The following is a 23,509-nucleotide window of genomic DNA, read 5'->3' as shown; positions in this document are numbered from 1 at the left end:
GCCTGTGGTGGCTGGCGTGCCTGTGGTGGCTGGCGTGCCTGTGGTGGCTGGCGTGCCTGTGGTGGCTGGCGTGCCTGGCGTGCCCGGCGTGCCCGGCGTGCCCGGCGTGCTCAAGGTTGTCGGTGGGGTGGGTGTGGATGTGTGGTCGGCGCGCGGTCCGGGCGTGCGAAAGGGCGGGCGCCCCAACGGCGCCCGCCCCTCGACGGTTCGTGGTGCTCAGTCCTCCGTGGACTCGGCCGAACCCTCAGCCGCGCCGCCCCGACCACGGCCACCACGGCGGCGACGGCGGGTACGCGAGCGCGACCCGCCGCCCTCGGCGCCCGCCTCCGGGTCCGCGGTGACGACCACGGTGGCGTCGTCGGTGGTCTCGGCGGAGGCCTCGACAACCCGGCGGCGCCGGGTGCGGGCCGGGCGCGGCTCGCTCTCCGCCGCGGCGGCCTCGGTCGTCTCGCCGGTCTCGGCCGAGCCGGCCAGGTCGAGCCCGCCGTCCTCCACCTCGCCCCGCCGCCGGCGGCGACGCTGGCGGCGCGGAGCGGCCGGCGCCTCGGCCTCGGTGGACGGCGCGGAGGAGCCGCGGCCGCGGGTGCGGCCCCGGCGGCCGCGCGGCTTGCCCTCGACGTCCTCGAGCTGCTCGGCCGCCAGGCCCGCGCGCTTGCGGTCGGCGGTCGGCAGGGAGCCCGTCGTGCCCTCCGGGATGTCGATGTCGGTGAGCAGGTGGGGCGAGGTGTGGTACGTCTCCGGGGGCTCCGGCAGGTCCATGCCCAGGCTCTTGTCGATGATCCGCCAGCGGGGCATGTCCTCCCAGTCGACGAACGTCACGGCGACGCCCGTCGCGCCCGCGCGGCCCGTGCGGCCGATGCGGTGGGTGTAGGTGTCCGGGTCCTCGGGGCAGTCGTAGTTGATCACGTGGGTGACGCCCGAGACGTCGAGGCCGCGGGCGGCGACGTCCGTGGCCACCAGCACGTCGATCTTGCCGGCGCGGAACGCCCGCAGGGCCCGCTCGCGGGCGCCCTGGCCCAGGTCGCCGTGGACGGCGGCCGCGGCGAACCCGCGGAAGTCGAGGTCCTCGGCGACGCGGTCGGCGGCGCGCTTGGTGCGGCAGAAGATCATGGTCAGGCCGCGGTCGTTCGCCTGCAGCACCCGAGCCACGATCTCGATCTTGTTGAGCGGGTGCGTGCGGTAGACGAACTGCTTGGTCAGCGGCGACGGGCCGGTGCTCGCGTCGTGGTGGGCGTGGATCGTCATCGGCTGGCGCAGGAAGCGCCGGGCCAGCGTCACGATCGGGTCGGGCATCGTCGCCGAGAAGAGCATCGTCTGCCGGTCCTCCGGCAGCAGCGTCAGGATGCGCTCGACGTCGTCGAGGAAGCCCAGGTCGAGCATGCGGTCGGCCTCGTCGAGCACCAGCGCGCGCACCGAGTGCAGGCGCAGGTGCTTGCTCTTGGACAGGTCGAGGAGGCGGCCGGGCGTGCCGACCACGATCTCCACGCCCTTCTGCAGGGCGTCGACCTGCGGCTCGTAGGCGACCCCGCCATACAGCGGCAGGACCCGCACGCCGCGGGTCTTGCCGGCGGCGGCGATGTCGCGGGCCACCTGGAGGCCCAGCTCGCGGGTCGGGACCACGACGAGGGCCTGCGGGAGGCCGTCGGCGCCCTCGCCGGGCGCGGTGACCCGGTCGAGGAGCGGAACGCCGAAGCCGAGGGTCTTGCCGGTGCCGGTCGGCGCCTGGCCGATGAGGTCGGTGCCGCGCAGGGCGATCGGCACCGCATACTCCTGGATCGCGAATGCTCGCGTGATGCCGACGGCCTCCAGGGCGGCCACGGTCTCGGGCCGGGCGCCCAGGTCGGCGAAGGTCGGGCTGTCTGCGCGCACGGGTGCGCGGGGGGCCACCGTCTCGGCGGCCTCGGTGTTGTCGATCGTCATGTTGTGCTCAGGGTGTCTCTCTCGCGGGAGCGCCCCTGAAACTGCCGGGTGCGCTCGAATGGATAGGGCGCGGGCCACACGCGACCGGGAACTGAACGGTGGTCGCGGGCTACAAGCGCCTGTGCCTGGGCTAGGGTCCGCCCAGGGTCGTTGCGGCCAGTGTACCGGCCCGCCAGCCGATCCGCTCACCACACGTTGGGGAGGCCGGAGGGTGATCCGGCGGGGTAGTGTGCCGACGTGTCCGATGTCACCCCGGCTGTCCAGACGGCGGCCGAGCCTTCCCCGGAGGCCGTCGTCGACCTCCTGGGCATGCTCGCCTACGGCGGGCTGGTCGCGTTCGACCGCATGGCGGCCGACGCGCGCCTCGCCCCTGACCTGCGCCGCCGGGCGGTGCTGAGCGAGATGGCGGCCCGCGAGATCACCAACTACTGCCGCCTGGCGGAGCGGCTGGGCGAGCTCGGCGCCGACCCGGACGCCGTCATGCAGCCCTACGTGCGGGCGGTGTCGGACTACCACGCCCAGACCGAGCCGGCCGACTGGCTGGAGGGTCTCGCCAAGGCGTACGTCGGCGACGGCATCGCCGACGACTTCACCCGCGAGGTCGCCGCGGTCCTCGCCGCGCCCGACCGCGACCTCATCCTCGACGTGCTGCACGACTCGCGGCACGCCGACTTCGCCGCCGACGAGCTGCGGGCCGCGATCGCCGCCGATCCCAAGGTCGCCAACCGGCTGTCCATGTGGGCCCGCCGGCTGGTCGGCGAGGGCATCTCGCAGGCGCTGCGGGTGGCGGGGGAGCGCCCGTCGCTGGCCTCGCTGCTGGCCATCGGCGGCACCGACTTCCAGGCCCTGCTCAGGCGCCTGACGAGCGCCCACACGGCCCGCATGGGGGCCGTGGGGCTCAACAATTGAGACAACAGACGGCAAAGGGGTAGGACAGCCGTCCTACCCCTTCGTATCGACGAGTGCGTTCAGCGCGCGGTGGAGAACCCGACCGGGCGCGGCGAAGACTCGGCGATCTCCACATATGCGATCTTGGCGACCGGCACGATCACCCGGCGGCCCTTGTCGTCGACCAGGTTCAGCACCCCCTTGTCGCCACCGCCGATCGCGTCGGTGACCGCAGCTTCGACCTCGGCCGGCGACTGGTTGCTCTCGAGCACCAGCTCCCGAGGCGCGTACTGCACGCCGATCTTGACCTCCACGTCTACTTCCTCCTTGATCGGGCTGCGGCGCGACCGTGCGTCGGCCCGCACACCCAGTGTGGTTGAAGACTAACGCGATCAGGCGTGTTCGCCGTGTAGGGGGAAGCTCGCGATGCCGCGCCACGACAGGGCGGTGAGCAGCGCCTCGGCGTCGGCCTTCTCGACCTGGCGCCCGCCGGCCAGCCAGAAGCGCGCGGCCGTCTCGGCGGCGCCGACCAGGCCCGACGCGAGGAGCTCGGCGCGGGCGCGGCTGACCCCGGTGTCGGCCATGATCGTGTCGGTGATCGCGGCGATGCACCCGTTCTCGACCCGGTCGACGCGCTCGCGGACGGCGGGGTCGTTGCGCAGGTCGGACTCGAACACGAGGCGGAACGCCTCGCTCTCGTGGTCGATGAAGTCGAAATACGCCTGGATGGCACCGCGCACGCGTTCCTTGTTGTCCGTCGTGGCCTCCATGGCCGAGCGGACCCGGGAGACCATCGCGTCGCAGTGCGTGTCGAGCAGGGCCAGGTAGAGCTCGAGCTTGCCGGGGAAGTGTTGGTAGAGGACCGGCTTGGAGACGCCGGCGCGCTCGGCGATGTCGTCCATCGCGGCCGCGTGATACCCCTGTGCCACGAACACCTGCTGCGCCGCGGCGAGCAACTGCTTGCGCCGCGCCGACCGGGGCAGCCGCACCGGCCGCCCGGCCGCCTGCGTGCCGCTCATCGCCGAGGTCATGTTCACCATCCGGATTTGGGTCGAGATTGCAACTTACCCCCTTTCCGCCCACACGGTAGCCTCACCTAGGGGCGACGGAGGAGCACGCGGTGGACGAAACGGGGCAAGCCGGAAGCCCGAACGAGACGGCCGCAGTTCGCGGTGGTCGCATGTACGCGGAGGCGCACAGGGTGTCGGACACCAGCGGGTCCAACGGTTCGACGCCGAGCGATGACGCCCTCGAGGCGATCGTGACGGCCTGGCGCGAGCCGGCCACCGGGGCGATCGCCGGCCGGGCCGTGGTCAACGGTGGTGCGAACGGTGCCGCCGGGCCGCGCGGCCGGGCCGAGGTGCGCTCGCAGTTCTCCGACATGCTGGCCCCGATGAGCCCGCCCGTCTCGGCGCCGCCGCCCGTTCAGCCACCCACGTCGGCCCTTCACTACGGTCATTACGGGCCGGACGGTCAGGGTTGGCCGACCGCCACGCATCCCGGCGAGCCGACGCAGGCCATGCAGCTCGCGCCCGGCACCGTCTACGGCGCCCAGCCGCCCGCCGAGCCGCAGCGCCCGGTCTCCCCGGCGCCGTACGAGCCGCAGCAGTACGAGCAGCAGCAGTACGAGCAGCAGCAGTACGAGCAGCAGCAGTACGAACAGCAGCCGCACCAGCAGGCCTACCAACAGCCGTACCAGCAGCAGCAGCCGTACCAGCAGCAGGCCTACCAGCCGCAGGCGTACGAGCAGCAGGCCCGCGACGACTGGGCCTACCAGGAACAGCAGTACCAGGAACAGCAGTATCAGGAGCAGCAGCAGTACCAGCAGCAGCCGCAGCCGCCCCAGCTCCAGCCCCAGTGGGGCCCGCCGCCGCCGCAGCAACAGCAGCAGCAGCAACAACAGCCGCCGCCCGAGGAGTTCGACTGGGCCGCCGCCCCCTCCCAGCCGCTGCCGGCCCAGCGCATGCCCGCCGACGACCCGCTGGTCGGCCCGCTCCCGCCCGACCTGCTCGGCTCGGGCACACCCATGACGGCCGAGCCGTCGATGCCCAGCCTCGCCGACGCCCTGCCCACCCCGGCCTACGACCCTCCGGAGCTGCCGCAGCGTGTCCCGTCCCAGCCCGACGTTCCGCAGGTGCCGGAGACCGAGCCCATGATGTCCGAGGCGGGCGCGCCCGACCTGGCCCGCATCGCCACGTACCTGCGCGAGGACGAGGACGACGAGCCCAGCCCCGACGGGCGGCCCGACGGCTTCGACATCCCGGCCGTGCTGCGCGCGGTGCAGGGCGTCTCCGGGGTCCGCGAGGCGACCCTGCGCAAGAATCCCGACGGCGTGCACACGCTGCGCCTCGAGCTGCTCGACGAGGCCGACCCCGGCCTGGTGAGCCGGGCGGTCGCCCGCCTGCTCAACGAGCGGATGGGCCTGGCCGCCGAGCCGAACCTGCCCGGCATGTTCGCGCCGATGTCGCAGCCGGCGCCGCCGCGCCCGCCGGTGCGGAACAACGCGCCGCACAGCGCGCTGCCGGGGTACGGGCGGGAGGCCCGCCGCCGGCGCCCGGTGAGCGGTGTCCGCCGCTCGGGGACCGAGGTCGTCCCGGTCGAGCCGGCCCAGCCGGTCCTCCCGCCGCCGACCGCGATCTCGTCCGCGCGGGTCGTGATCGACTCGGTCGACGTCAACACGCAGGGCGTCGACGCCATGGTCGAGGTCCGCCTCATCGCCGACGGCCAGCCCGCGGTCGGCGTCGCGAGCGGCCCGAACGTCGACGGCTACATCCTGCGGCTCGCCGCCGCGGCGGCCGCCTCGTCGGTCGACCAGCTCCTCGTCGACTCCGACGGGACGGCCCGCGGCCGGTGTTACGTCGAGCACGCCGCCGTCGTCCCGATGGGTGGTTGCGAGGTCGCCGTCGTCGTGCTGCTGCTGATGTACGACGGCTCGGTCGAGCAGCTCACGGGCTCGGCGGTGGTCACCGGCGACCCGCGGCAGGCCGTCGTGCGGGCCACGCTGGCCGCGGTCAACCGTCGCCTGGAGGCGCTTCTCCCGTGACCCCTTGGGGCACACTGGAGATATGAAGAGGGCTTCTCTTGTCCCGGAGTTCACCGTCTCGTCACCTGAGAAGCTCCCCGACCACTGGCCGGGGCGGGCCGTCGACCTCGACGGCCGGGTCGCCTTTGTGCGCGACACTCCGGCGACGGCGCCCGGCGCGGAGCCGGCGGTGTACGTCCACGGCCTCGGCGGCTCGTCGACCAACTGGACCGACCTGGCCGGCGTGCTGGCCCCGCGGCTCGACGGGCAGGCCATCGACCTGCCCGGCTTCGGCTACAGCGGCCGGGCCCGCAGCTACTCGCTGACCGCGATGGCGCAGCACATCGTGCGCTGGATCGAGGTCAGCGACCGCGGGCCGGTCCACCTCTTCGGCAACTCGATGGGCGGCGCCGCCGCGGTGAAGGCCGCCGCGGTCCGGCCCGACCTGGTCCGCTCGCTGACGCTGATCTCGCCGGCGATGCCGTTCCTCGACCCGCGCCGCTCGCTGCAGGGCCGGCTGGTGCCGCTGCTGCTCCTGCCCAACGCGGCCCGCCTCGCCCGCACGCGGATGTCCGCGATGGAGCCCGAGCTGCTGGCCGACATGGTCATCGAGTCCTGCTACGCGGATCCCGGGCGGTATCCCGAACAGCGCCGCCTGGAGGCGATCGAGGAGGCGCGCCTGCGTCACACGGTTCCGTGGTACGCCGAGGCGTACGTCGGCAGCCTGCGCGGCCTGGTCGGCTCGTTCCTGCGGGCGTACCTGCCGGGTGAGGGCTCGATCTGGCGCGCGGCGGCGAGGATCACGGCGCCGACGCTGGTCATCGCCGGCCGGCAGGACCGCCTCGTGGACATCCGCACCGCGCCGCAGGTCGCCCAGCTCATCGCCGACAGCCGGCTGATGATGCTGGAGGGCGTCGGCCACGTGGCCCAGATGGAGGTGCCCCGCACCGTCGCCCGCGCGGTGTTCGGCCTGCTCGACGAGCTGGCCGCGCGGCCCGCCGGGGAGCCGGTTGCAGAACGGTTGCGGACCGGGGTCCGGGCAAAGCGGGCAGAGGTGCGCATGGCAAGCTGAGCATCGATGGCGAGCGAGCTGAGGTCACGCACCGACCGGCGCCGGACCCCGGTGCCACTGCCCAGCGACCCCGTCGAGGCGCGCGACGTCGTCCGGGCCGCTCGTCACCGCCGCCGGAGCCAGGCCCGGCAGCGCCGCTACCTGGTGGCCGGCGTCATGGCGTTCGCCGGCCTGCTCGCCCTCGCGGGACTCGGCCGGCAGTTCCTCCTCGACGACGGTGACGACGCCCCGCCGCCCGTGGCCCGCGCGGCCGCGACGCCCATGCTCGTCCCGCCCTCCCAGCCGGCCGACCCGCCGGCGGACGCCGGGCCCGCCGCGGGTGCGGGCACCTTCACCTACGCGACCACCGGCGGACCGGTCGCGGGCGGCGCCGGGACGCTGAGGAAGTACCGCGTGGCCGTCGAGCGCGGCGCGGGCCAGGAGGCGGACGCGTTCGCCGCGGTGATCGAGCAGACCTTCGCCGACCCGCGCGGCTGGACGGCCGGCGGCCAGGTGCGCCTGCAGCGGGTCGCCGGCGAGGGCAGCGCCGACTTCACGGTCTTCCTGGCCACCCCGGCGACGTCGGAGAAGATGTGCGCGACGGCCGGGCTGCACACCGACGGCTACAGCTCGTGCCGCAGCACGGGCAAGGTGATCATCAACCTGGCGCGGTGGCTCACCGCGGTGCCGAAGTACGGCGCGCCCGTCGCGGACTACCAGACGTACGTGATCAACCACGAGGTCGGCCACGAGCTCGGCAACGGCCATGAGGCCTGCCCGGCGCCCGGCAGACCGGCACCCGTGATGCAGCAACAGACCTACGGGCTGCAGGGCTGCGTGGCGAACTCCTGGCCGTACCTGGACGGGCAGCGGTACGCCGGGGCCAAAGTGCCGTAGCTCACGCGGAATTGTCGGTCGGGCGCGGCAGAATGAGAACCATGTCGTTGCCTCCTCTGGTCGAGCCCGCCGCCGACCTGTCCGTCGACGAGGTCCGCCGCTACTCCCGGCATCTGATCATCCCCGACGTCGGGGTGACCGGGCAGAAGCGCCTCAAGAACGCCAAGGTGCTGTGTGTGGGCGCGGGTGGCCTCGGATCGCCGGCGTTGCTCTATCTCGCGGCCGCCGGTGTGGGCACGCTGGGCATCGTCGAGTTCGACACCGTCGACGAGTCCAACCTGCAGCGCCAGGTCATCCACGGCCAGTCGGACATCGGCCGGCCCAAGGCGGAGTCGGCGCGCGACTCGGTGCTGGAGATCAACCCCTACGTCAACGTCGTGCTGCACAACGAGGCGCTGTCCAACGACAACGTCATGGAGATCTTCCGGCAGTATGACCTGATCATCGACGGGACGGACAACTTCGCCACCCGCTACATGGTCAACGACGCGGCGGTGCTGCTCGGCAAGCCCTACGTGTGGGGTTCGATCTACCGCTTCGACGGCCAGGCGTCGGTGTTCTGGGCCGAGCACGGCCCCTGCTACCGCTGCCTCTACCCGGAGCCGCCCCCGCCCGGCATGGTCCCGTCCTGCGCCGAGGGCGGCGTGCTCGGCGTGCTCTGCGCCTCCATCGGCGCGATCCAGGTGACCGAGGCGATCAAGCTGCTGACCGGCGTGGGCGACACGCTGCTGGGCCGCCTGATGGTCTACGACGCCCTGGAGATGAGCTACCGCAAGATCAAGCTGCGCAAGGACCCGAACTGCGCGATCTGCGGTGAGAACCCGACCGTCACCGGCCTGATCGACTACGACGACTTCTGCGGCGCCGTCTCCGACGAGGCCCAGGCCGCGGCCGTCGGCTCGACGATCACCGCGACCGAGCTGAAGGACTGGCTCGACTCGGGCAAGCCGATCGACCTCGTCGACGTGCGCGAGCCCGCCGAGTGGGAGATCGTCCGGGTGCCGGGCGCCCGCCTGGTGCCGAAGGGCGAGATCCTCAACGGCAACGCGCTCGCCGAGCTGCCCCAGGACAGGCAGATCGTCCTCTACTGCAAGAGCGGCGTCCGCTCGGCCGAGGCATTGGCCGCGGTCAAGGCGGCCGGCTTCAAGGACGCCGTCCACGTGCAGGGTGGGGTGGTTTCCTGGGTGAAAACGGTCGATCCTTCACTACCGGTGTACTAGGTCACCACGCGGGGCAGGCGAGCGGGCGGTACCGTACGGCCCATGGTCGACCTTGATGCCGCGATCGGCTACGTCGTCGCACACGGCGACGCCGTGGACCGCGCTCGCCTCGCCTACCTGCGCACCGGGCAGGCGCCGCCGGCCGACGTGCTGGACAAGGCCGAGATCGGCCAGGTCACCGGCGGCGGCTGGCCCGCCTACTGGGGCACCGACGTGCCGTCGGTCGACGCCACCTGCTTCCGCCTCGCGGAGCTCGACGACCTCGGCGCGATCGGCCGCCCGGCGGCCCGCAAGGCGCTGGCCTGGCTCGGCCGCAGCCAGCGCCCCGACGGCATGTGGGAAGAGGACGCGAAGCTCGCCGGCGTCGCCCCGCCGTGGGCCCAGCCCGGCGACGACGAGGCCCGGCTCTACCTGACCACCAACGCGGCGTTCTGGCTCGTCGTCGGCGGCCCGCCCGACGGGGACGACGGCGAGCACGCCACCCGCATCGCCCGCGCCGCCGAGGCCTTCCGCGCCTCCCTGCGCTCCGACGGCTCCTGGCCGTCGTTCCTGGTCACCGGCTGGCTCGGCTGCGCCCTGCTGTACCACTTGGGATGGTTCTACGAGTCGGCGCAGATCCAGGTGGCGCTGGCCGACCGCGTGCCGGAGATGACCGCGGCCGACACCGCGTCCCTGTTCTCCGCCCTGCGCCGCATCGGCATGTCCACAGAGGACTGGCTGCTGACCGCCGCCCGCCGCCGCCTCTCGGAGACCCAGCGCAGCGACGGCGGCTGGGAGAGCGACGACGGCGACCAGTTCAACGTCCACACAACGCTGACGGCGATCCGCGCCCTCAGATAAGCCCGTCGAGCGCCTGGTCGAGCGCGACCCGCAGCGCCGTGGAGTCCCCGGTGGCGAGCAGTAGCGCCACCCCGCCCTGCAGCGCGGCCAGGATGATCATCGCCTTCGTGCGGGGTTCGCCGACGCCGGCTCGCCGCAGCCCGTCCTCGATCTTCTGCTGCCACGTCGTGAGCAGGATCGCCACGACGGGGCCGACCTCGGGATGACTGGGCGCCAGCCGGCGGGTGAGCGCGCTCATGGGGCAGCGCGTGCCCTGCCGCTCATACCTGTCGACGACCACGTCCCGCCAGGCCGCCCATGACCCCGGCGGGCCGAGCGCATCGAGCTGCGGTTGTTGATCCAGCAGTACCTCTTGTGCCTCGTACTGCGCGACGGCGAGCAACAGCTGGGCCCGCCCGTCGGGGAAGTAGTGGAAGAGCTGGCTCTTGCTGGTGGCGGTGGCGCCGCGGATGTCGTCGAGCGAGACCTCGTCGACGCCCCGCTCGCGCAGCAGGCTCGCGGCCCCGGCGACGATCCGCTCCCGGGTGGCCGCCCCCTTCTTCGTGAGACCCCCCACCACGCCGGCAACCCTACCGCGCTGGACCGCCCGGTCCACACGCTGCGGCCTCATGATCGACTGCGGTCTCCGGTCGCCAGGCAGCCGGCACCCGCCGTCGATCAAGGCCGGGGCGGCCGCTACAGCAGCACGAGGTCGTCGCGGTGGACGACCTCGCGTTCATAGGCCGGGCCCAGCGCGGCCGCCAGTTCGCCCGTCGAGCGGCCCAGCAGCGGTGGCAGCTCCGTCGCGTCGTAGTTGACCAGGCCCCGCGCCACCGGCACGCCCGCCAGGTCGACCAGGTCGACGGGGTCGCCGGCCGCGAAGCGGCCGTCCACGGCCGTGATGCCCGCCGGGAGCAGGGACGCCTTGCGGCCGACCACGGCCTGCACGGCGCCCGCGTCCAGGTGCAGGCGGCCGCGCGGGGCGGTGGCGTGGGCCAGCCAGAACAGCCGGGCCTGCGGGCGCTCGCGCAACCGGTGGAACAGGGTGCCGACCTCCTCGCCGGCCAGGACCTGGGCCGCCTGCGGGGCGGAGGCCAGCACCACCGGGATGCCGCTGGTGGTCGCGATCCGGGCCGCCTCCACCTTGGTCACCATGCCGCCGGTGCCCACGCCGGCCTTGCCGGGGCGACGGATGTCGATGCCGGACAGCTCCTCGAGCGAGCGCACGTCGGCGATGGGGCGCGAGGTGGGCAGGGCGGGGTCGCCGGTGTACAGGCCGGTGACGTCGGACAGCAGCACCAGCAGGTCGGCGTGCACCAGGGCCGCGACGAGCGCGGCCAGCCGGTCGTTGTCGCCGAAGCGGATCTCCTCCGTCGCGACCGTGTCGTTCTCGTTGACGACGGGGACGGCGTGCAGGTCCAGCAGGCGGCGCAGCGTGCGGTACGCATTGCGGTAGTGCGCTCGGCGGGTCACGTCGTCCACCGTGAGCAGGACCTGGCCGACGACCCGGCGGTGACGGGCGAACGCGTCGTTATACGCCCGCATGAGCAGGCCCTGGCCGACGCTCGCCGCCGCCTGCTGGGTCGCGAGGTCGCGCGGCCGGCGGGACAGGCCGAGCGGCGCCAGCCCGGCGGCGATGGCGCCCGAGGAGACCAGCACGACCTCGGCCTGCGTCGCGGCCAGCGCGTCGACCAGGGCGTCGACGCGGGCGGCGTCCAGGCCGCCGGTCGCGGTGGTCAGCGACGACGACCCGACCTTGACGACGATCCGCCGAGCCCCGGTGACCTGTTCCCGCACGCCGACCATCTTGCCGGGTGATCCCGGAGAACAGACGGTAGGTTCCCATATCGTGGCCGACGAGGAGTTTGCCGAACTGGTGCTCACGGTGGTGGAGCGCATCCCGCCGGGCCGGGTGATGTCCTACGGCGCGATCGCCGAGTACCTGGGCCAGGGCGGCCCCAGGCAGGTGGGCGCGGTGATGTCGCACTACGGCGGCGGCGTCCCCTGGCACCGGGTCGTCGCGGCCAACGGCCGCCTCGTGCCGGGCCACGAGCAGGAGGCCCTCAGGCGGCACCGCCGGGAGAAGACCCCGCTGCGCGGGGACAAGGTCGACATGCGCCGGGCCGCGTGGTGGCCGGAGGACGAAGACTGACTCAGAGCAGCCGCCCGATCCCGCCCCGGCGCGGGTCGCCGGCCGCGCCCGCCAGGCCGACCGCGCTGACCCCGCCGAAGTAGTGGTCGAGCCGATCCCACTGCCGCACCGCGTATCCGGCCGCGGCGAGCGCGTCCAGCGCGTCGGGAGGAAAGCCGGCCTCCAGGTGTACCACCTGGGAAACCACGTGCAACCGCGGACGCCGGATCGCCGTGTGCATGTCGTCACCGTCCACCAGGACGTTGACCAGGGTCTGCAGGAGCGCGGTGCGGATTCGCGTGGCGCCGGCCGACCCGATGCCCATCACCAGGCCGGCCGGCGACGTCACCACGGCCGGGCACATGCACGACGCCATCCGCTCGCCGGGCCCGATGCCAGGGAGCACGAGGTCGCCCTCGCCGAGCATGGAGTTCAGGTGTACCCCGAGGCCCGGCAACCAGACGCCGGAGCCGATCCCCAGCGTCAGCGTGACCACGCACGCGTTGCCGTCCGGGTCGACGACCGAGATGTTCGTCGTGTCGCCGACCCGCTGGGTGCCGTCCGCGCGCAGCGCGTCGGCGAGGGCGACGATCCGCGAAACGCGCGGCAGGGCGGCGAAGTCCGCCGGCAGCGCCGCGACGGTGGCCACGAAGTCGTTGAGGTCGGCGCGGGCCAGCACGGTGGCCCCGGCCAGGGGCGCGGTGACGACCGGCACCGACAGCACCCGGTATGCGGCGAGGTCGCGAAGGGTGAGCACGCCGCCGCCGGCCCGCACCTCGTCGACCATGAGCCGGCCGACGGAGCCGGTGTAGAAGGCGGCCGGCCCCTCCTCGGCGAGGATGCCGAGCGCGACGTCCAGCCCCGGGTGGTGCAGCAGTTCGCCGCCTTCCAGCAGCTTGCCGCCCGGCGCGTACACCTCGGCCCCGAACCCCGGCAGCATCGCCGGCGCGATCGAGGCGAGCGTCGATGCGTGCGGGTGCGGCAGCAGGGTGCCGCTGCGGGCCAGCGACGCGGCCGGGGCCACCACCCGCTGCCAGGGCAGCCGGCCCCAGCGGCGGTGCAGCGCGGCCACCCCGGCCGGCACGCCCGGGACGCCGACGCTCGACGCGCCGATCTCGTACCGCTGCGGCACCCCGCCGAACGCGATCGAGATCGGCACCATGGGCGCGGCCGCCCGCCCGGCGTCGAGGCCGGGCACCGCGCAGAAGAAGTCGAGGCAGGTCGTGGTGCCGGTGGCCGCCTCGTAGTAGGTGGCGAACCCGCCGCCGGCCAGGCCGGTCAGCACGCTCTCGGCGACGCAGCCGGCCAGCGTGGCGGCGACGGCGGCGTCCGCGGCCGAGCCGCCGGCCTCCAGCACCCGCAGGCCGATCTCGGCGGTGGCCGGATGGCCGGCAGCGACGCCCGCAACGACCGTTTTTTGTGAGGAAATCTCGCGGTAGCATCCGTGGACCATGAGTCACCCGTCGGGATCACTGCCCGGCCGCGTGCGCGCGGGGTACGCACTCGGCTCCCTCGTCACCGGGGCCTTCGGCACCGTGCCGGGACTGTTGCTGCTGCCCTACCTGACCGACACCCTGGGCGTGGCCGCCGGGATCGCCGGGCTGCTGGTGCTCGCGCCGAAGGCTTGGGATGTGCTGATCAACCCGGTTGCCGGGCGGATTTCCGATCGTACCCGCACGTCGATGGGTGCCCGGCGACCGTTTCTGCTCTTCGGTGGCCTCGCGCTCGCGGTCCTGTTCGCGTTGATCTTCGCCGCGCCGGTGCGCTCGGGCGCCTACGTCGCGCTGGTCTTCCTGGCCGCGGCCACCGCGTTCGCCTTCTACCAGGTGCCCTACGTCGCGATGCCGGCCGAGATGACCGACGACTACGCCGAGCGGACCCGCCTGATGACCTGGCGGGTGGCCTTCCTCGCGCTGGCGATCCTGGCGTCCGGCGCCCTGTCGCCCATGGTCACCAAGCAGTTCGGTGACGGGATCCCGGGCCATCGAGCGATGGGCGTCTTCGTCGGTGTGCTGATCCTCGTCGGTACCGTCGGATCCTTCCTCGGCACCGCGAGCGCACCCACCGGCAGGGTCATGCCGAGCGAGCCCTCGTTCGGCGCGCAGCTGCGGGTCGTCCGCGGCAACCGCCCGTTCCGGCTGCTGCTGGTCTGCTTCGTGGTGCAGGCGGCCGGCATCGGCACCATGCTGGCCGGCGTCAGCTACTTCGCGACCCAGGTCCTGGAGTCGCCCGACACCGGCTCGACCGTCCTCTTCGCCTGCTTCGTCGGCCCGGCCCTGCTGGTGATGCCGGTCTGGACGCGGGTCGGCCGGCGGGTCGGCAAGCTGCGCGCCTACGTGCTCGCCTCCGTCCTGTTCGCCGTCGCCGCCGGGCTGCTCGTGCTGGCGCCGTTCCTGCCCGCCGTCGCCGTGTACGTGATCACCGGCCTGGTCGGCGGGGGCTACGCCGGCCAGCAGGTCTTCGGCCTGGCCATGCTGCCGGACTGCATCGCGTACGACGCCGAGCGGACCGGCCGCCGCCAGGCCGGCGTCTTCACCGGCCTGTGGACGGCCGGCGAGACGCTCGGGCTGGCGCTCGGGCCGGGGGTCTTCGCCGTGCTGCTCGCCGCGTTCGGCTACGTCTCCAGCGAGACCGGCGAGGCCGCCCTGCAGACCGACACCGCCAAGCTCGGCGTGCTGCTCGGCTTCACGGTCGTGCCGGCCGTCGTCGTGGCGGTCGCGCTGGTCGCATTGCGAGGTTACGACCTGGACGAGCGGCGGCTCGTTGAGGTCAGCGAGGAGGTAAAGGCATGACAGCGTTGCCTGAGCACGGGGTGCCGGCCGACGAGGTGCTGCAGGAGCTGGCGAAGCTGCGCGAGCGCGACCTGCCGACGCACGGCGGGCGGCTCTTCGCCTACGTCTACGACCCGGGCTCAGCAGGACCTGCCGGCCTCGACGAGCTGGCCGCCGCCGCGCACGCCACGTCCGCGCACGTCAACGGCCTCGACCCGACCGCGTTTCCGTCGCTGCTGGCGATGGAGAACGACCTGGTGGCGGCCGCGGCGCGGGTGCTGTCCGGCCCGCCGTCCACGGTCGGCAGCGTCACCGGCGGCGGCACCGAGTCGCTGATCCTCGCGGTCAAGGCCGCCCGCGACGCGCGTCCGGATGTCGCTCATCCGCGCCTGGTCATGCCGGTGACCGCGCACGCCGCCCTGGCGAAGGCCGCGTCCTACCTTCGCGTGGAGCTGGACACGGTACCGGTGGATCCGTCCACGCTGCGGGTCGATCCCGCGGCGGTGGCAGCCGCGATCCGCCCCGAGACGGTGCTCGTGGCCTGCTCCGCGCCGTCGTACGCGCACGGCCTCATCGATCCCGTCGAGCCGATCGCCGCCGCCGCTGCCGCGGCCGGGGTGCGCTGCCACGTCGACGCCTGCTTCGGCGGCTGGACGCTGCCGTACCTGCGCCGCCTCGGCGAACCGATCCCGCCGTTCGACTTCGCGGTGCCCGGCGTGACGAGCATGTCGGTCGATCTCCACAAGTACGCCTACGTGCCGAAGGGCGTCTCGGTCCTGCTGCACCGGGACGAGGAGCTGCGGGCGCCGCAGTACTTCGGCTACGCGGACTGGCCGGGGTACACCATGGTCAACCCGGTCATCTCGTCGACCCGGTCCGGCGGGCCGATCGCGGCCGCGTGGGCCGTGCTGCGGCACATCGGCGACGCCGGATACCTGGCGCTGGCCGCGACCACCCTCTCGGCGACGCGCGGCCTGGCGGCGGCGGTCTCCGCGGTCCCGGGCCTTTCGCTGGTGCCCGTGGAGTCGACGGTGGTCGCGTTCATGTCCGCCGCCACGGACGTGAACCTCTTCGTGCTCGCCGACGAGCTGGCGGCGCGGGGCTGGCACACGCAGCCGCAGTTCCGGCACGGCTCGATGCCGGCGTCGGTGCACCTCACGGTGACCGCCGCGGTCGCCCCGCGGGTGGCGGAGTTCGCGTCGGACCTGGCCTCGGCGGTGGCGGCGGCGCGTGCGTTCGGCCCGGTCGACCTGCCTCCCGGGGTGCTGGAGCTGGTGGGGTCGGCCTCGGCGGCCGAGCTGGCCGGGTTCCTCGGGTTCTCGCCGGACGGTGGCCTGCCGGACCGGATGGCCGTGGTGAACACGCTGCTCGACGCGGCCCCGCCGGCCGTCCGGGAGCGGCTGCTCGTGTCGTTCCTCAGCCTGTTGCAGCGCCCGTCCTGGTGACGAACCGCATCGGGGGACCGGGCTGTCGGCCCGGCCCCCCGATCCCCCGATGTACCAGTCCGACGAATTACCGGGCTGGATATCGACAACACGCGCTGGACCCGTCCGGCGTTGTGGCAGAAATCCGACAGCGGCGTCCGGGGGTAGGCTGAAGGTCATGTCGAGCGTGCTGGGTGAGCCGATCAAGTTCGTGCTCAACTGGGGTCGGCGCTATTCCCTGTGGGTGTTCAACTTCGGGCTGGCCTGCTGTGCCATCGAGTTCATCGCCACGTCCATGGGGCGGCACGACTTCATGCGGCTCGGCGTGATCCCGTTCGCCCACGGTCCCCGCCAGGCCGACCTCATGGTCGTGTCGGGCACCGTGACCGACAAGATGGCGCCGGCCGTCAAGCGCCTCTACGACCAGATGCCGGATCCGAAGTACGTGATCAGCTTCGGCGCCTGCTCGAACTGCGGCGGCCCCTACTGGGACTCCTACTCGGTGACCAAGGGCGTCGACCAGCTCATCCCGGTCGACGTCTACGTCCCCGGCTGCCCGCCGCGGCCCGAGGCGCTCCTGCACGGCATCATGCGGCTCCAGGAGAAGATCGCCGGCGAGCAGTCGGGCCTCGGCGGGGTGCCGCGCCCGGACGTGCGCGCCCTGAACGCGCCTCCGGTGCGGCCGTAGGCTGTCCGCGGTTCCGGCGCGGCCGTAGGATCGGCGGCATGACGCCCGAGGAGATCGGCGCCCGCCTCGCCGATGTGCTGGGCGAGGGCGTGACCGTCGGCGAGTCCGCCGGCGGCCGCTTCACCCGCGCCACCGTCGACGTGAACGCCGCGCAGTGGGCCGACGCCGTGCGGGCGGCGCGTGACTCGCTGGGCTGTGACTTCTTCGACTGGCTGTCGGCGGTCGACGAGCTGCCTGCCGGCTTCACCGTCGTGGCGCACCTGTGGTCGTGTGCGGCCCGCCACGGCGTGCTGCTCCGCGCGGCGCTGCCGCGTGACGCGCCCGTGATTTCGTCGGTTGTCGGCATCTATCCGGGCGCGGCGTGGCACGAGCGCGAGACGCACGAGATGTTCGACATCGACTTCACCGGCCATCCGGCGCTGCAGCCGCTGCTCCTGCCGCCCGAGTTCGAGGGCCACCCGCTGCGCAAGGAGTTCGTGCTCGCCTCCCGCGTCGCGAAGCCGTGGCCGGGCGCCAAGGAGCCGGGCGAGAGCGAGCACGCGGTGAGCAAGCGCGCCCCGATGCGCCCGCCGGGCGTTCCCGACCCGAACGAGTGGCCGGGAGGGCGCAGCTGATGCCCGTCTGGCTCGAGGTCGCGCTGCGGGTCCTGCTGGTGGTGGTGGCGTTCCTGACGCTGCCGCTGATCGTCGGCCAGGCCGAGCACAAGGTGATGGCCCACATGCAGGGCCGGCTGGGCCCGATGTATGCCGGCGCCTTCCACGGCTGGGCCCAGCTCATCGCCGACGGCGTGAAGTTCGTGCAGAAGGAGGACATCACCCCGCGAGCGGCCGACCGCCAGGTCTTCCGGCTCGCTCCCGTCGTCTCCCTCCTGCCCTACCTCGCCGTCCTCCTGGTGATCCCGCTCGGCCCGCACGGCCTGGTCGCCCAGCCGCTGGACATCGGCCTCTTCTTCGTCCTGGCAGTGGTCGGCATCGGCGTGGTCGCGGTGCTGATGGCCGCCTGGTCCTCGGCCAACAAGTACGCGCTGCTGGGCGGCCTGCGCGCCGCGGCCCAGCTGCTGGGCTACGAGCTCCCGTTCATCCTGGCCGCGCTGTCGGTGGCGATGGCGGCCGGCACGCTGTCCCTGCAGGGCATCGTCGAGGCCTGGCGCCCGTGGTGGCTGCTCTGGCAGCTGCCCGCACTCATCGTCTTCTTCATCGCGGGCCTGGCCGAGATCCGCCGCCCCCCGTTCGACATGCCGATCGCCGACTCGGAGCTGGTCTTCGGCTACATGACCGAGTACACGGGCCTGCGGTTCGCCTTCTTCCTGCTCGCCGAGTACGTGGGCATCGTGGTGATCGCGGCCCTGACCACGGTCCTGTTCCTGGGCGGCTGGAAGGGCCCCTTCGGCCTGGACGCCGAGCTGGGCTGGCTGTGGACCCTGATCAAGGTCTTCGCGGTGTCGTTCGTGGTGATCTGGCTGCGGGTGTCGTACCCACGGCTGCGCGAGGACCAGCTGCAGCGCCTCTGCTGGCTGGTCCTGGTCCCGGTGGCCCTGGCTCAACTGATCCTGACGGCGGGCGTCAAGATCGCCCTGTAGGGGCCTTCCGGTCCTCCCAGTCGACGCAAGCCTCCAGCCCTTCCCGGTACTCGGTGGTGAGCCACGACGTGGTGGTGTCCCCGTTTGCCAGCACCACCCGCACGAAGTAGCGGCGCCCGCTGCCGTCCATGGGGCTGCCCCAGTCCCCGACGGACTCGACCGTGAACGCGTCCACGGACTCGAACCGCGCCCGCCGGAGATCCGCGTCAGCACACATGAGCCCACGCGCGGCGGCGGCGTCGTCCCGCCGCAGGGCCTCGAAGTACTCCCGGGCGACCTGGTCACTCCGCCGTTCCTGGCGCTCGCCGTTCCACTGCACGGCGAGCACCGCCCCACCGCACACGAGACCCACCCCGGCCACGACGCTCACACCAACCACGACGTTCTTCCGCCACCCCACGCCAACGGATTATGCCGCTACCCGCCGGCGCCTGGCGGAACTGATCCGCCGAGCCTGCCAGCATTGCTGCTAGCGCTAATCGGTTTGTCATGGAAACCTATTGGTATGACTTCCGATGCGGTTCCTGCCGGCGGCGATCCACGTCGGCTGCTGGCCGAGGTGCACGACCTCGCGCGCCGGGTCCGTCTTGCCCAGCGGGTGACATGGTTGCCGCTGCTGGTGTTCGCCCTGGTGATCTTCGGGGCGATCCCCGTCTACCTGCTCGGCCACCAGGCCGTCAGCGACTGCCGGCCGGTCGACGACGGTCAGGTGTGCAAGGCCGGGTTCCCGGCCGCGAACGTCTACTGGCTGGCGGCGGTGGTGCTGGCGTACGTGGTGATCGCCGGCGGGTACCTGCGGGCGGCCCGGGCCCGGGGACTGGGCGCGCGAGTGCTGCCGTACGCGCTCACCGGCGTCGCGCTCATCGTGCTGTTCGCCGTCATTCCGGCGGCGTGGATCTTCCCCGACGCCGACGCGCGCGCACTCGTCCCCCCGTCCGCCTTCGTCCAGTTCCTGTTCCGGCTGCTCGCCCCGGCCGGCGCGATAGGGTTGGCGCTGCTGGTGCTGGCCTGGTTGGAGCGGCACGTCGCGCTGCTGTTGTTCGCCCTCGGGTATCTGGCGGTGGTGCTGGTGCCGATAAACTTCGGCTGGGAAGAGCACAGCCAGTGGCAGTTCGTGCCGATGCTGGTCATCGGCGGCGGTGTGCTGTTGCTGGGCAGTGCCGGGTTCGCGCTGGCGCAACGGCTGCGGCGGTCCCGATGACCGGCCCAGCCGGCATCCCGGCGCCGGACGAGACCGAATCCCCGCATCCGGTCACCGGGCTCGACGACGTGGTGCACCAGCGCGTCCGACTCGGCATCCTCACCCTCGCGCACGAGGCCCGCCGCGTGGAGTTCGGCTACCTGCGCACCCAGCTGGAGCTGACCGCCGGCAACCTCTCCCAGCACCTGGGCGTGCTGGAGACGGCCGGGCTGGTCGAGGTCGAGAAGGGCTACGCCGGCCGGCGCGGCCGGACCTGGATCACCCTCACCGCGGCCGGCAACGCCGCACTGGCCGAGGAGATCGCGCGACTCAAGCAGCTGATCGCCCGCGTCGAGACGACGAACGGGCCGGTAGCGACAACCGCCGGCCGACAGCGCCACCCATCCGCCCGGCAGGCCATCGCACACCCGTGACACCTGATGATCAAGGTCGGTTCTGCCCGATGTGAAGGCTTCCCGGGCGGCGCCAAGCTCGCTCAGGTACTGGTCCCGCCCGGCCAGGAAGACCTTGGCGTGCGGCTGTTCCTCGTGGACGTCGAACGCCGCCCGGTCGGCGCACAGTACGTACGCCGGCGTGCCCGGTTCGAGCCGCTCGATCTCTGGAGTCGTCCGCGACACAGCGGGCCGGGCGCAGTGACGCCGGGCTGCTACGCGTCCACGCGAAGCGCATCGTGGGTCAAGGACGAGTCCACACGGGCGATGACCAGCGACGACGCCGCCAGCCGCGGAACTCCTGTCCGCGTATTGTCAGCAAGCGCCCGTGGACGGCTGGACGCACATGAAAGTGCCCCTACCGGGTTTCCCTGGTAGGGGCACTTTTCCTGCCGGTGGCGGGTAGAGGATTCGAACCTCTGTAGCTTTCGCGACGGATTTACAGTCCGCTCCCATTGGCCGCTCGGGCAACCCGCCTGGCGCAAGCAAGAATAGCGGTACGCCCCCGGGGCAACGCAAACGGGTACCCTCGCAACGCCCGGAACACGACACGACCAGGTTTACAGGGAGCATCCGCCATGGCTTCGGCACCCTCGTTCGACATCGTCAGCAAGGTTGACCGGCAGGAGGTCGACAACGCGCTCAACCAGGCCGAGAAGGAGCTGGCCCAGCGGTTTGACTTCCGCGGGACCGGGGCTGAGATCAAGTGGGCCGGGGAGGAGGGCGTCTCGCTCCAGGCGGACACGGAGGAGCGGGTCAAGGCGGCGCTCGACGTCTTCAAGGAGAAGCTGGTCAAGCGCAACATCTCGCTCAAGTCGCTCGACGCGGGGGAGCCGCGGGCGTCGGGCAAGACGTTCAAGATCGACGCGAAGATCATCCAGGGCATCGAGTCGGAGAAGGCCAAGGCCATCTCGAAGAAGATCCGCGATGAGGGGCCGAAGGGCGTTCAGGCGCAGATCCAGGGTGACCAGCTGCGCGTCACCGGCAAGAAGAAGGACGACCTGCAGGCGGTCATCGCCCTGCTCAAGCAGGAGGACTTCGGCATCGCCCTGCAGTTCACCAACTACAGGTAGTCCCGCGGCGAGCACCGTCCCGTCCGGGTGGACGGGACGGTGGACGGGACGGTGGACGGGACGGTGGACGGGCCGGCGGGCGGGCCGGCGGGCGGGACGGCGCGGATGCGCACGAAGCTGTCAGCGTGGCGGATCTCGACGTCGTGGCCCGCGGCGAGATCACCACGAGACGGGTCGGGCGGCACACATGCCATGAGGCCGGACCCTACACAACGGCCTTGATGTCGTCGCCCGAGTGGGCGACGGCGGTGGCGCGCGCAATCGAGCCGCGGGGCAGCAACGCCACCACCGCGCCGGCGGCCACCGCGGCCCCACCCAGCAGGAACGCCCACATGACGCCGCCCGCGCGGTCGACCACCACGCCGGTGACGGCCACCCCGGTGGCGCTGGCGGCCACCGAGACGGTCACCAGCCAGGTGTAGGCCTCGTTCAGCATCGAGCGCGGCACGATCGCGCCGACGAGCGAGTTCTGCACCGTGAGTGTGGGGGCGATCGTCGCGCCGCCGATGATCAGGGCGGCGCCCAGGGCAACCGCGTTCGGCATGGCGGCAAGGACGGCCAGGCTGGCCGCCACGCCGGTGAGCATCCAGCCGAGCCGCGCGCCGACCCGGTGGCGCGCACCGAACCAGAGGCCGCTCGCGGCGCTGCCGATGCCCCAGATGCCGAGCAGGATGCCGCCGACGCTCTCGGGATCGGCGGACACGTGCGCGGTCGCGTAGGCGGGGACGGCCACGCCGGTACCCCCGAATGCAAAACCCAGACCGAAGGCCGTGACCAGCAGGGCGGCGAACCCGGGCACCCGCAGCGGGCCCAGCCCCCGGGCGGGCGCGTGGTCCTCGTGGCGGCGCCAGGAGCGGATGGCCCGGCCGCGGGCGACCGTGAGCGTGCCGACGAGCGTGATCGCCGCCGCGGCGGCGAGCGCGACCGAGGGCTGCCAGAGGGCGACGCAGAGCGCCACGAGCATCGGGCCGGCGACGAAGACGATCTCGAAGAGCGCGGTCTCGGCGGCCAGGGCGGTCATCCTGACCTGCGGCTGGTCGGCCGTCAGCGCGTTCCAGGTGCCGCGCACGGCGGCGGTCAGCGGCGGGAACGTCGCCCCGGCGAGCGTCGCGGCGACCAGGATCAGCGGCAGCGGCGCGTGCCGCAGGCCGGCGAACATCAGCAGGAGCAGCGTGATCGGGTGGGCGACGCCGGTCACGAGCAGCACCGGGGCGGGGCCGGCGCGGTCGGCGAGGCGGCCGACGACCGGGCTGGCGACGGCGGTGGCGATCGCGTACACCGAGCAGGCGAGCGCCGCCTCGGTGTACCGCCCGGTCGTCCGCTGCAACAGCAGCAGCAGCGACAGGGAGATCATCCCGATGCCGAGCCGGGCGGCGACGCCCACGACGAGCAGGACCGGCGCTCCGGGGAGCCGCCAGACGGAGGCGTACTGCCGGAGCACGACGACCCCTTTCGGTAAGGACTGAAGGGCCCGCCGATACTAACGGCAGGCCCTTCCCGGTCCGAAGGGGATTTAGCGGTACTGCACCCCGGCCATCTGCTCGAGGCGGGCCACCCGCTGCTCCATCGGCGGGTGCGTCGAGAACAGGGACGCGAGCCCGCCGCCCTTGAGGGGGTTGTCGATCATGAGGTGGGCCTGGCTGGCCAGCTGGCTGTCGGCCGGCAGCGGCAGCGCCTGGGTGCCGCGGTGGATCTTCCGCAGGGCGCTGGCCAGGGCCAGCGGGTCGTTGGTGAGCCGGGCGCCCGACTCGTCCGCCTGGTACTCACGGTTGCGGCTGATCGCCATCTGGATGACCATCGCGGCCAGCGGGCCGAGGATGAGCATCAGCAGCATGCCGAGGATGCCCGGGCCGTCCTCGTCGTCGCTCGAGCCGCCGAGCGGCAGGAAGATCGCCAGCTGGGCCAGCATGGTGATCATGCCGCCGAGGGCGCCGGCGACGCTGGAGATGAGGATGTCGCGGTTGTACACGTGGGACAGCTCGTGGCCGATCACGCCGCGCAGCTCGCGCGTCGTGAGCATGCCGAGGATGCCCTGGGTGACCGCGACCGCGGCGTGCTTCGGGTTGCGGCCGGTCGCGAACGCGTTGGGCTGCATCGTGGGGCTGATGTAGAGCCGCGGCATGGGCTGGCCGGCCTGGGTGGCCAGCTCGCGGACCATGGCGTAGAGCTCGGGGGCCTGGGCCTCGGAGACCGGCTGCGCGTTCATGGCGCGCAGGGCGATCTTGTCCGAGTAGAAGTAGCTGAACGCGTTCATTGCCAGCGACAGGAACACGGCGATGACCAAACCGGTGCTACCGCCGAGCCAGTAGCCGACAAGCAGGATCAATGAGGTCAGCAGCCCGAGGAGGGCGGCTGTCTTCAGACCGTTGAAATGCCTGTGCTGCATGCATCCAA

At 72.7% G+C, this 23,509-nt stretch carries 25 protein-coding genes and 1 tRNA gene; 15 read left to right on the top strand and 11 right to left on the bottom strand.

Annotated elements, in window-relative coordinates; all coding sequences use genetic code 11:
• Positions 1 to 216: 216 nt before the first annotated feature.
• Positions 217 to 1,920: a DEAD/DEAH box helicase gene (locus IEZ31_RS09785; protein WP_190249433.1), complete on the bottom strand. Its 1,704-nt coding sequence runs from the start codon at positions 1,918 to 1,920 to the stop codon at positions 217 to 219.
• 237 nt (positions 1,921 to 2,157) lie between these two features.
• Here IEZ31_RS09785 and IEZ31_RS09780 point away from each other — a divergent pair, with 237 nt between their 5' ends.
• Positions 2,158 to 2,829: a ferritin-like fold-containing protein gene (locus IEZ31_RS09780; protein ID WP_229834556.1), complete on the top strand. Its 672-nt coding sequence runs from the start codon at positions 2,158 to 2,160 to the stop codon at positions 2,827 to 2,829.
• Positions 2,830 to 2,888: 59 nt separating this feature from the next.
• Here the strand turns inward: IEZ31_RS09780 and IEZ31_RS09775 are convergent, their stop codons facing one another.
• The gene (locus IEZ31_RS09775; protein WP_190249432.1) at positions 2,889 to 3,122 is read right to left on the bottom strand and encodes a DUF3107 domain-containing protein; all 234 of its coding nucleotides are present in this window, start codon (positions 3,120 to 3,122) and stop codon (positions 2,889 to 2,891) included.
• Between the two features lie 78 nt (positions 3,123 to 3,200).
• The gene (locus tag IEZ31_RS09770) at positions 3,201 to 3,839 is read right to left on the bottom strand and encodes a TetR/AcrR family transcriptional regulator (RefSeq protein ID WP_190249463.1); all 639 of its coding nucleotides are present in this window, start codon (positions 3,837 to 3,839) and stop codon (positions 3,201 to 3,203) included.
• Positions 3,840 to 3,988: 149 nt separating this feature from the next.
• Here IEZ31_RS09770 and IEZ31_RS09765 point away from each other — a divergent pair, with 149 nt between their 5' ends.
• From IEZ31_RS09765 to IEZ31_RS09745, 5 genes are read left to right on the top strand one after another with little or no spacing between them, the layout of a single operon-like run.
• The gene (locus IEZ31_RS09765; protein ID WP_190249431.1) at positions 3,989 to 5,851 is read left to right on the top strand and encodes a hypothetical protein; all 1,863 of its coding nucleotides are present in this window, start codon (positions 3,989 to 3,991) and stop codon (positions 5,849 to 5,851) included.
• A gap of 22 nt (positions 5,852 to 5,873) precedes the next feature.
• Complete coding sequence (locus tag IEZ31_RS09760) at positions 5,874 to 6,902, top strand: alpha/beta fold hydrolase (protein WP_190249430.1); 1,029 nt, start codon at positions 5,874 to 5,876, stop codon at positions 6,900 to 6,902.
• Between the two features lie 6 nt (positions 6,903 to 6,908).
• Positions 6,909 to 7,778: a DUF3152 domain-containing protein gene (locus IEZ31_RS09755; RefSeq protein ID WP_229834553.1), complete on the top strand. Its 870-nt coding sequence runs from the start codon at positions 6,909 to 6,911 to the stop codon at positions 7,776 to 7,778.
• Positions 7,779 to 7,819: 41 nt separating this feature from the next.
• On the top strand, positions 7,820 to 8,998 hold the full coding sequence (gene moeZ / locus IEZ31_RS09750) for an adenylyltransferase/sulfurtransferase MoeZ (protein ID WP_190249429.1): 1,179 nt from the start codon (positions 7,820 to 7,822) through the stop codon (positions 8,996 to 8,998).
• 42 nt (positions 8,999 to 9,040) lie between these two features.
• Positions 9,041 to 9,838 (top strand): prenyltransferase/squalene oxidase repeat-containing protein, encoded by a 798-nt coding sequence (locus tag IEZ31_RS09745; protein ID WP_190249428.1) that lies wholly within the window; start codon positions 9,041 to 9,043, stop codon positions 9,836 to 9,838.
• Here IEZ31_RS09745 and IEZ31_RS09740 read toward each other — a convergent pair.
• Together IEZ31_RS09740 and proB are read right to left on the bottom strand one after the other, a co-directional pair.
• On the bottom strand, positions 9,831 to 10,397 hold the full coding sequence (locus IEZ31_RS09740; protein WP_190249427.1) for a TetR/AcrR family transcriptional regulator: 567 nt from the start codon (positions 10,395 to 10,397) through the stop codon (positions 9,831 to 9,833). The genes IEZ31_RS09745 and IEZ31_RS09740 overlap by 8 nt on opposite strands.
• A gap of 116 nt (positions 10,398 to 10,513) precedes the next feature.
• Positions 10,514 to 11,614 (bottom strand): glutamate 5-kinase, encoded by a 1,101-nt coding sequence (proB, locus tag IEZ31_RS09735; protein ID WP_190249426.1) that lies wholly within the window; start codon positions 11,612 to 11,614, stop codon positions 10,514 to 10,516.
• A gap of 52 nt (positions 11,615 to 11,666) precedes the next feature.
• On the opposite strand from proB, the gene IEZ31_RS09730 reads away from it, so the two are divergent.
• Positions 11,667 to 11,969: an MGMT family protein gene (locus IEZ31_RS09730; RefSeq protein ID WP_190249425.1), complete on the top strand. Its 303-nt coding sequence runs from the start codon at positions 11,667 to 11,669 to the stop codon at positions 11,967 to 11,969.
• 1 nt (position 11,970) lies between these two features.
• Here the strand turns inward: IEZ31_RS09730 and IEZ31_RS09725 are convergent, their stop codons facing one another.
• On the bottom strand, positions 11,971 to 13,401 hold the full coding sequence (locus tag IEZ31_RS09725) for a gamma-glutamyltransferase (RefSeq protein ID WP_190249424.1): 1,431 nt from the start codon (positions 13,399 to 13,401) through the stop codon (positions 11,971 to 11,973).
• Between IEZ31_RS09725 and IEZ31_RS09720 the strand changes: the two genes are divergently transcribed.
• From IEZ31_RS09720 to nuoH, 5 genes are all read left to right on the top strand, one after another.
• On the top strand, positions 13,400 to 14,740 hold the full coding sequence (locus tag IEZ31_RS09720) for an MFS transporter (RefSeq protein WP_190249423.1): 1,341 nt from the start codon (positions 13,400 to 13,402) through the stop codon (positions 14,738 to 14,740). The genes IEZ31_RS09725 and IEZ31_RS09720 overlap by 2 nt on opposite strands.
• Positions 14,737 to 16,164 carry a pyridoxal phosphate-dependent decarboxylase family protein gene (locus IEZ31_RS09715; protein ID WP_190249422.1) on the top strand — a complete coding sequence of 476 codons (1,428 nt, stop codon included), beginning with the start codon at positions 14,737 to 14,739 and terminating at the stop codon, positions 16,162 to 16,164. Before IEZ31_RS09720 ends, IEZ31_RS09715 begins: the two co-directional genes overlap by 4 nt.
• A 157-nt stretch (positions 16,165 to 16,321) precedes the next feature.
• Entirely contained in the window at positions 16,322 to 16,831 is a 510-nt protein-coding gene (locus tag IEZ31_RS09710) for an NADH-quinone oxidoreductase subunit B (protein ID WP_190249421.1), read from the top strand.
• A 38-nt stretch (positions 16,832 to 16,869) separates the two neighbouring features.
• A complete protein-coding gene (locus IEZ31_RS09705) occupies positions 16,870 to 17,445 on the top strand; it encodes an NADH-quinone oxidoreductase subunit C (RefSeq protein ID WP_190249420.1) in 576 nt (191 codons plus the stop codon).
• Positions 17,445 to 18,410, top strand: a complete 966-nt coding sequence (nuoH, locus tag IEZ31_RS09700; RefSeq protein ID WP_190249419.1) for an NADH-quinone oxidoreductase subunit NuoH — start codon at positions 17,445 to 17,447, stop codon at positions 18,408 to 18,410. Before IEZ31_RS09705 ends, nuoH begins: the two co-directional genes overlap by 1 nt.
• Here nuoH and IEZ31_RS09695 read toward each other — a convergent pair.
• The gene (locus IEZ31_RS09695; protein WP_190249418.1) at positions 18,394 to 18,810 is read right to left on the bottom strand and encodes a hypothetical protein; all 417 of its coding nucleotides are present in this window, start codon (positions 18,808 to 18,810) and stop codon (positions 18,394 to 18,396) included. The two genes, nuoH and IEZ31_RS09695, sit on opposite strands and share 17 nt — an antisense overlap.
• 105 nt (positions 18,811 to 18,915) lie before the next feature.
• Here IEZ31_RS09695 and IEZ31_RS09690 point away from each other — a divergent pair, with 105 nt between their 5' ends.
• Together IEZ31_RS09690 and IEZ31_RS09685 are read left to right on the top strand one after the other, a co-directional pair.
• Positions 18,916 to 19,611, top strand: a complete 696-nt coding sequence (locus IEZ31_RS09690) for a hypothetical protein (RefSeq protein WP_190249417.1) — start codon at positions 18,916 to 18,918, stop codon at positions 19,609 to 19,611.
• The gene (locus IEZ31_RS09685; protein ID WP_190249416.1) at positions 19,608 to 20,024 is read left to right on the top strand and encodes a transcriptional regulator; all 417 of its coding nucleotides are present in this window, start codon (positions 19,608 to 19,610) and stop codon (positions 20,022 to 20,024) included. Before IEZ31_RS09690 ends, IEZ31_RS09685 begins: the two co-directional genes overlap by 4 nt.
• 414 nt (positions 20,025 to 20,438) lie before the next feature.
• Here the strand turns inward: IEZ31_RS09685 and IEZ31_RS09680 are convergent.
• Positions 20,439 to 20,519: transfer RNA gene (locus tag IEZ31_RS09680), tRNA-Tyr, on the bottom strand.
• Positions 20,520 to 20,620: 101 nt separating this feature from the next.
• Between IEZ31_RS09680 and IEZ31_RS09675 the strand changes: the two genes are divergently transcribed.
• Positions 20,621 to 21,115 carry a YajQ family cyclic di-GMP-binding protein gene (locus tag IEZ31_RS09675; protein WP_190249415.1) on the top strand — a complete coding sequence of 165 codons (495 nt, stop codon included), beginning with the start codon at positions 20,621 to 20,623 and terminating at the stop codon, positions 21,113 to 21,115.
• Here the strand turns inward: IEZ31_RS09675 and IEZ31_RS09670 are convergent.
• From IEZ31_RS09670 to htpX, 3 genes are all read right to left on the bottom strand, one after another.
• Positions 21,106 to 21,309, bottom strand: a complete 204-nt coding sequence (locus IEZ31_RS09670) for a hypothetical protein (RefSeq protein ID WP_190249414.1) — start codon at positions 21,307 to 21,309, stop codon at positions 21,106 to 21,108. The genes IEZ31_RS09675 and IEZ31_RS09670 overlap by 10 nt on opposite strands.
• An 11-nt stretch (positions 21,310 to 21,320) precedes the next feature.
• Positions 21,321 to 22,556, bottom strand: coding sequence for an MFS transporter (locus IEZ31_RS09665; RefSeq protein WP_190249413.1), 1,236 nt, complete (start codon positions 22,554 to 22,556; stop codon positions 21,321 to 21,323).
• 72 nt (positions 22,557 to 22,628) lie between these two features.
• Positions 22,629 to 23,501: a zinc metalloprotease HtpX gene (gene htpX / locus IEZ31_RS09660; RefSeq protein WP_190249412.1), complete on the bottom strand. Its 873-nt coding sequence runs from the start codon at positions 23,499 to 23,501 to the stop codon at positions 22,629 to 22,631.
• Positions 23,502 to 23,509 lie beyond the last annotated feature (8 nt).

This window comes from Dactylosporangium sucinum, from assembly GCF_014647515.1.
In the GTDB taxonomy this organism is placed as follows: Bacteria; Actinomycetota; Actinomycetes; order Mycobacteriales; family Micromonosporaceae; genus Dactylosporangium; species Dactylosporangium sucinum.
Note: the sequence above shows the minus strand (reverse complement) of the source record. Positions and strands in the feature narration are given on the sequence as shown.

What these genes read in the sequence shown, in the direction of transcription:
- IEZ31_RS09785 (WP_190249433.1), bottom strand. Translation starts at nt 1,920, where the DNA reads ATGACGATCGACAACACCGAGGCCGCCGAGACGGTGGCCCCCCGCGCA.
- IEZ31_RS09770 (WP_190249463.1), bottom strand. Translation starts at nt 3,839, where the DNA reads ATGACCTCGGCGATGAGCGGCACGCAGGCGGCCGGGCGGCCGGTGCGG.
- IEZ31_RS09765 (WP_190249431.1), top strand. Translation starts at nt 3,989, where the DNA reads ATGTACGCGGAGGCGCACAGGGTGTCGGACACCAGCGGGTCCAACGGT.
- IEZ31_RS09760 (WP_190249430.1), top strand. Translation starts at nt 5,874, where the DNA reads ATGAAGAGGGCTTCTCTTGTCCCGGAGTTCACCGTCTCGTCACCTGAG.
- IEZ31_RS09755 (WP_229834553.1), top strand. Translation starts at nt 6,909, where the DNA reads ATGGCGAGCGAGCTGAGGTCACGCACCGACCGGCGCCGGACCCCGGTG.
- moeZ (WP_190249429.1), top strand. Translation starts at nt 7,820, where the DNA reads ATGTCGTTGCCTCCTCTGGTCGAGCCCGCCGCCGACCTGTCCGTCGAC.
- IEZ31_RS09745 (WP_190249428.1), top strand. Translation starts at nt 9,041, where the DNA reads ATGGTCGACCTTGATGCCGCGATCGGCTACGTCGTCGCACACGGCGAC.
- IEZ31_RS09720 (WP_190249423.1), top strand. Translation starts at nt 13,400, where the DNA reads ATGAGTCACCCGTCGGGATCACTGCCCGGCCGCGTGCGCGCGGGGTAC.
- IEZ31_RS09725 (WP_190249424.1), bottom strand. Translation starts at nt 13,401, where the DNA reads ATGGTCCACGGATGCTACCGCGAGATTTCCTCACAAAAAACGGTCGTT.
- IEZ31_RS09715 (WP_190249422.1), top strand. Translation starts at nt 14,737, where the DNA reads ATGACAGCGTTGCCTGAGCACGGGGTGCCGGCCGACGAGGTGCTGCAG.
- IEZ31_RS09710 (WP_190249421.1), top strand. Translation starts at nt 16,322, where the DNA reads ATGTCGAGCGTGCTGGGTGAGCCGATCAAGTTCGTGCTCAACTGGGGT.
- IEZ31_RS09705 (WP_190249420.1), top strand. Translation starts at nt 16,870, where the DNA reads ATGACGCCCGAGGAGATCGGCGCCCGCCTCGCCGATGTGCTGGGCGAG.
- nuoH (WP_190249419.1), top strand. Translation starts at nt 17,445, where the DNA reads ATGCCCGTCTGGCTCGAGGTCGCGCTGCGGGTCCTGCTGGTGGTGGTG.
- IEZ31_RS09690 (WP_190249417.1), top strand. Translation starts at nt 18,916, where the DNA reads ATGACTTCCGATGCGGTTCCTGCCGGCGGCGATCCACGTCGGCTGCTG.
- IEZ31_RS09685 (WP_190249416.1), top strand. Translation starts at nt 19,608, where the DNA reads ATGACCGGCCCAGCCGGCATCCCGGCGCCGGACGAGACCGAATCCCCG.
- IEZ31_RS09675 (WP_190249415.1), top strand. Translation starts at nt 20,621, where the DNA reads ATGGCTTCGGCACCCTCGTTCGACATCGTCAGCAAGGTTGACCGGCAG.
- IEZ31_RS09670 (WP_190249414.1), bottom strand. Translation starts at nt 21,309, where the DNA reads ATGGCATGTGTGCCGCCCGACCCGTCTCGTGGTGATCTCGCCGCGGGC.
- htpX (WP_190249412.1), bottom strand. Translation starts at nt 23,501, where the DNA reads ATGCAGCACAGGCATTTCAACGGTCTGAAGACAGCCGCCCTCCTCGGG.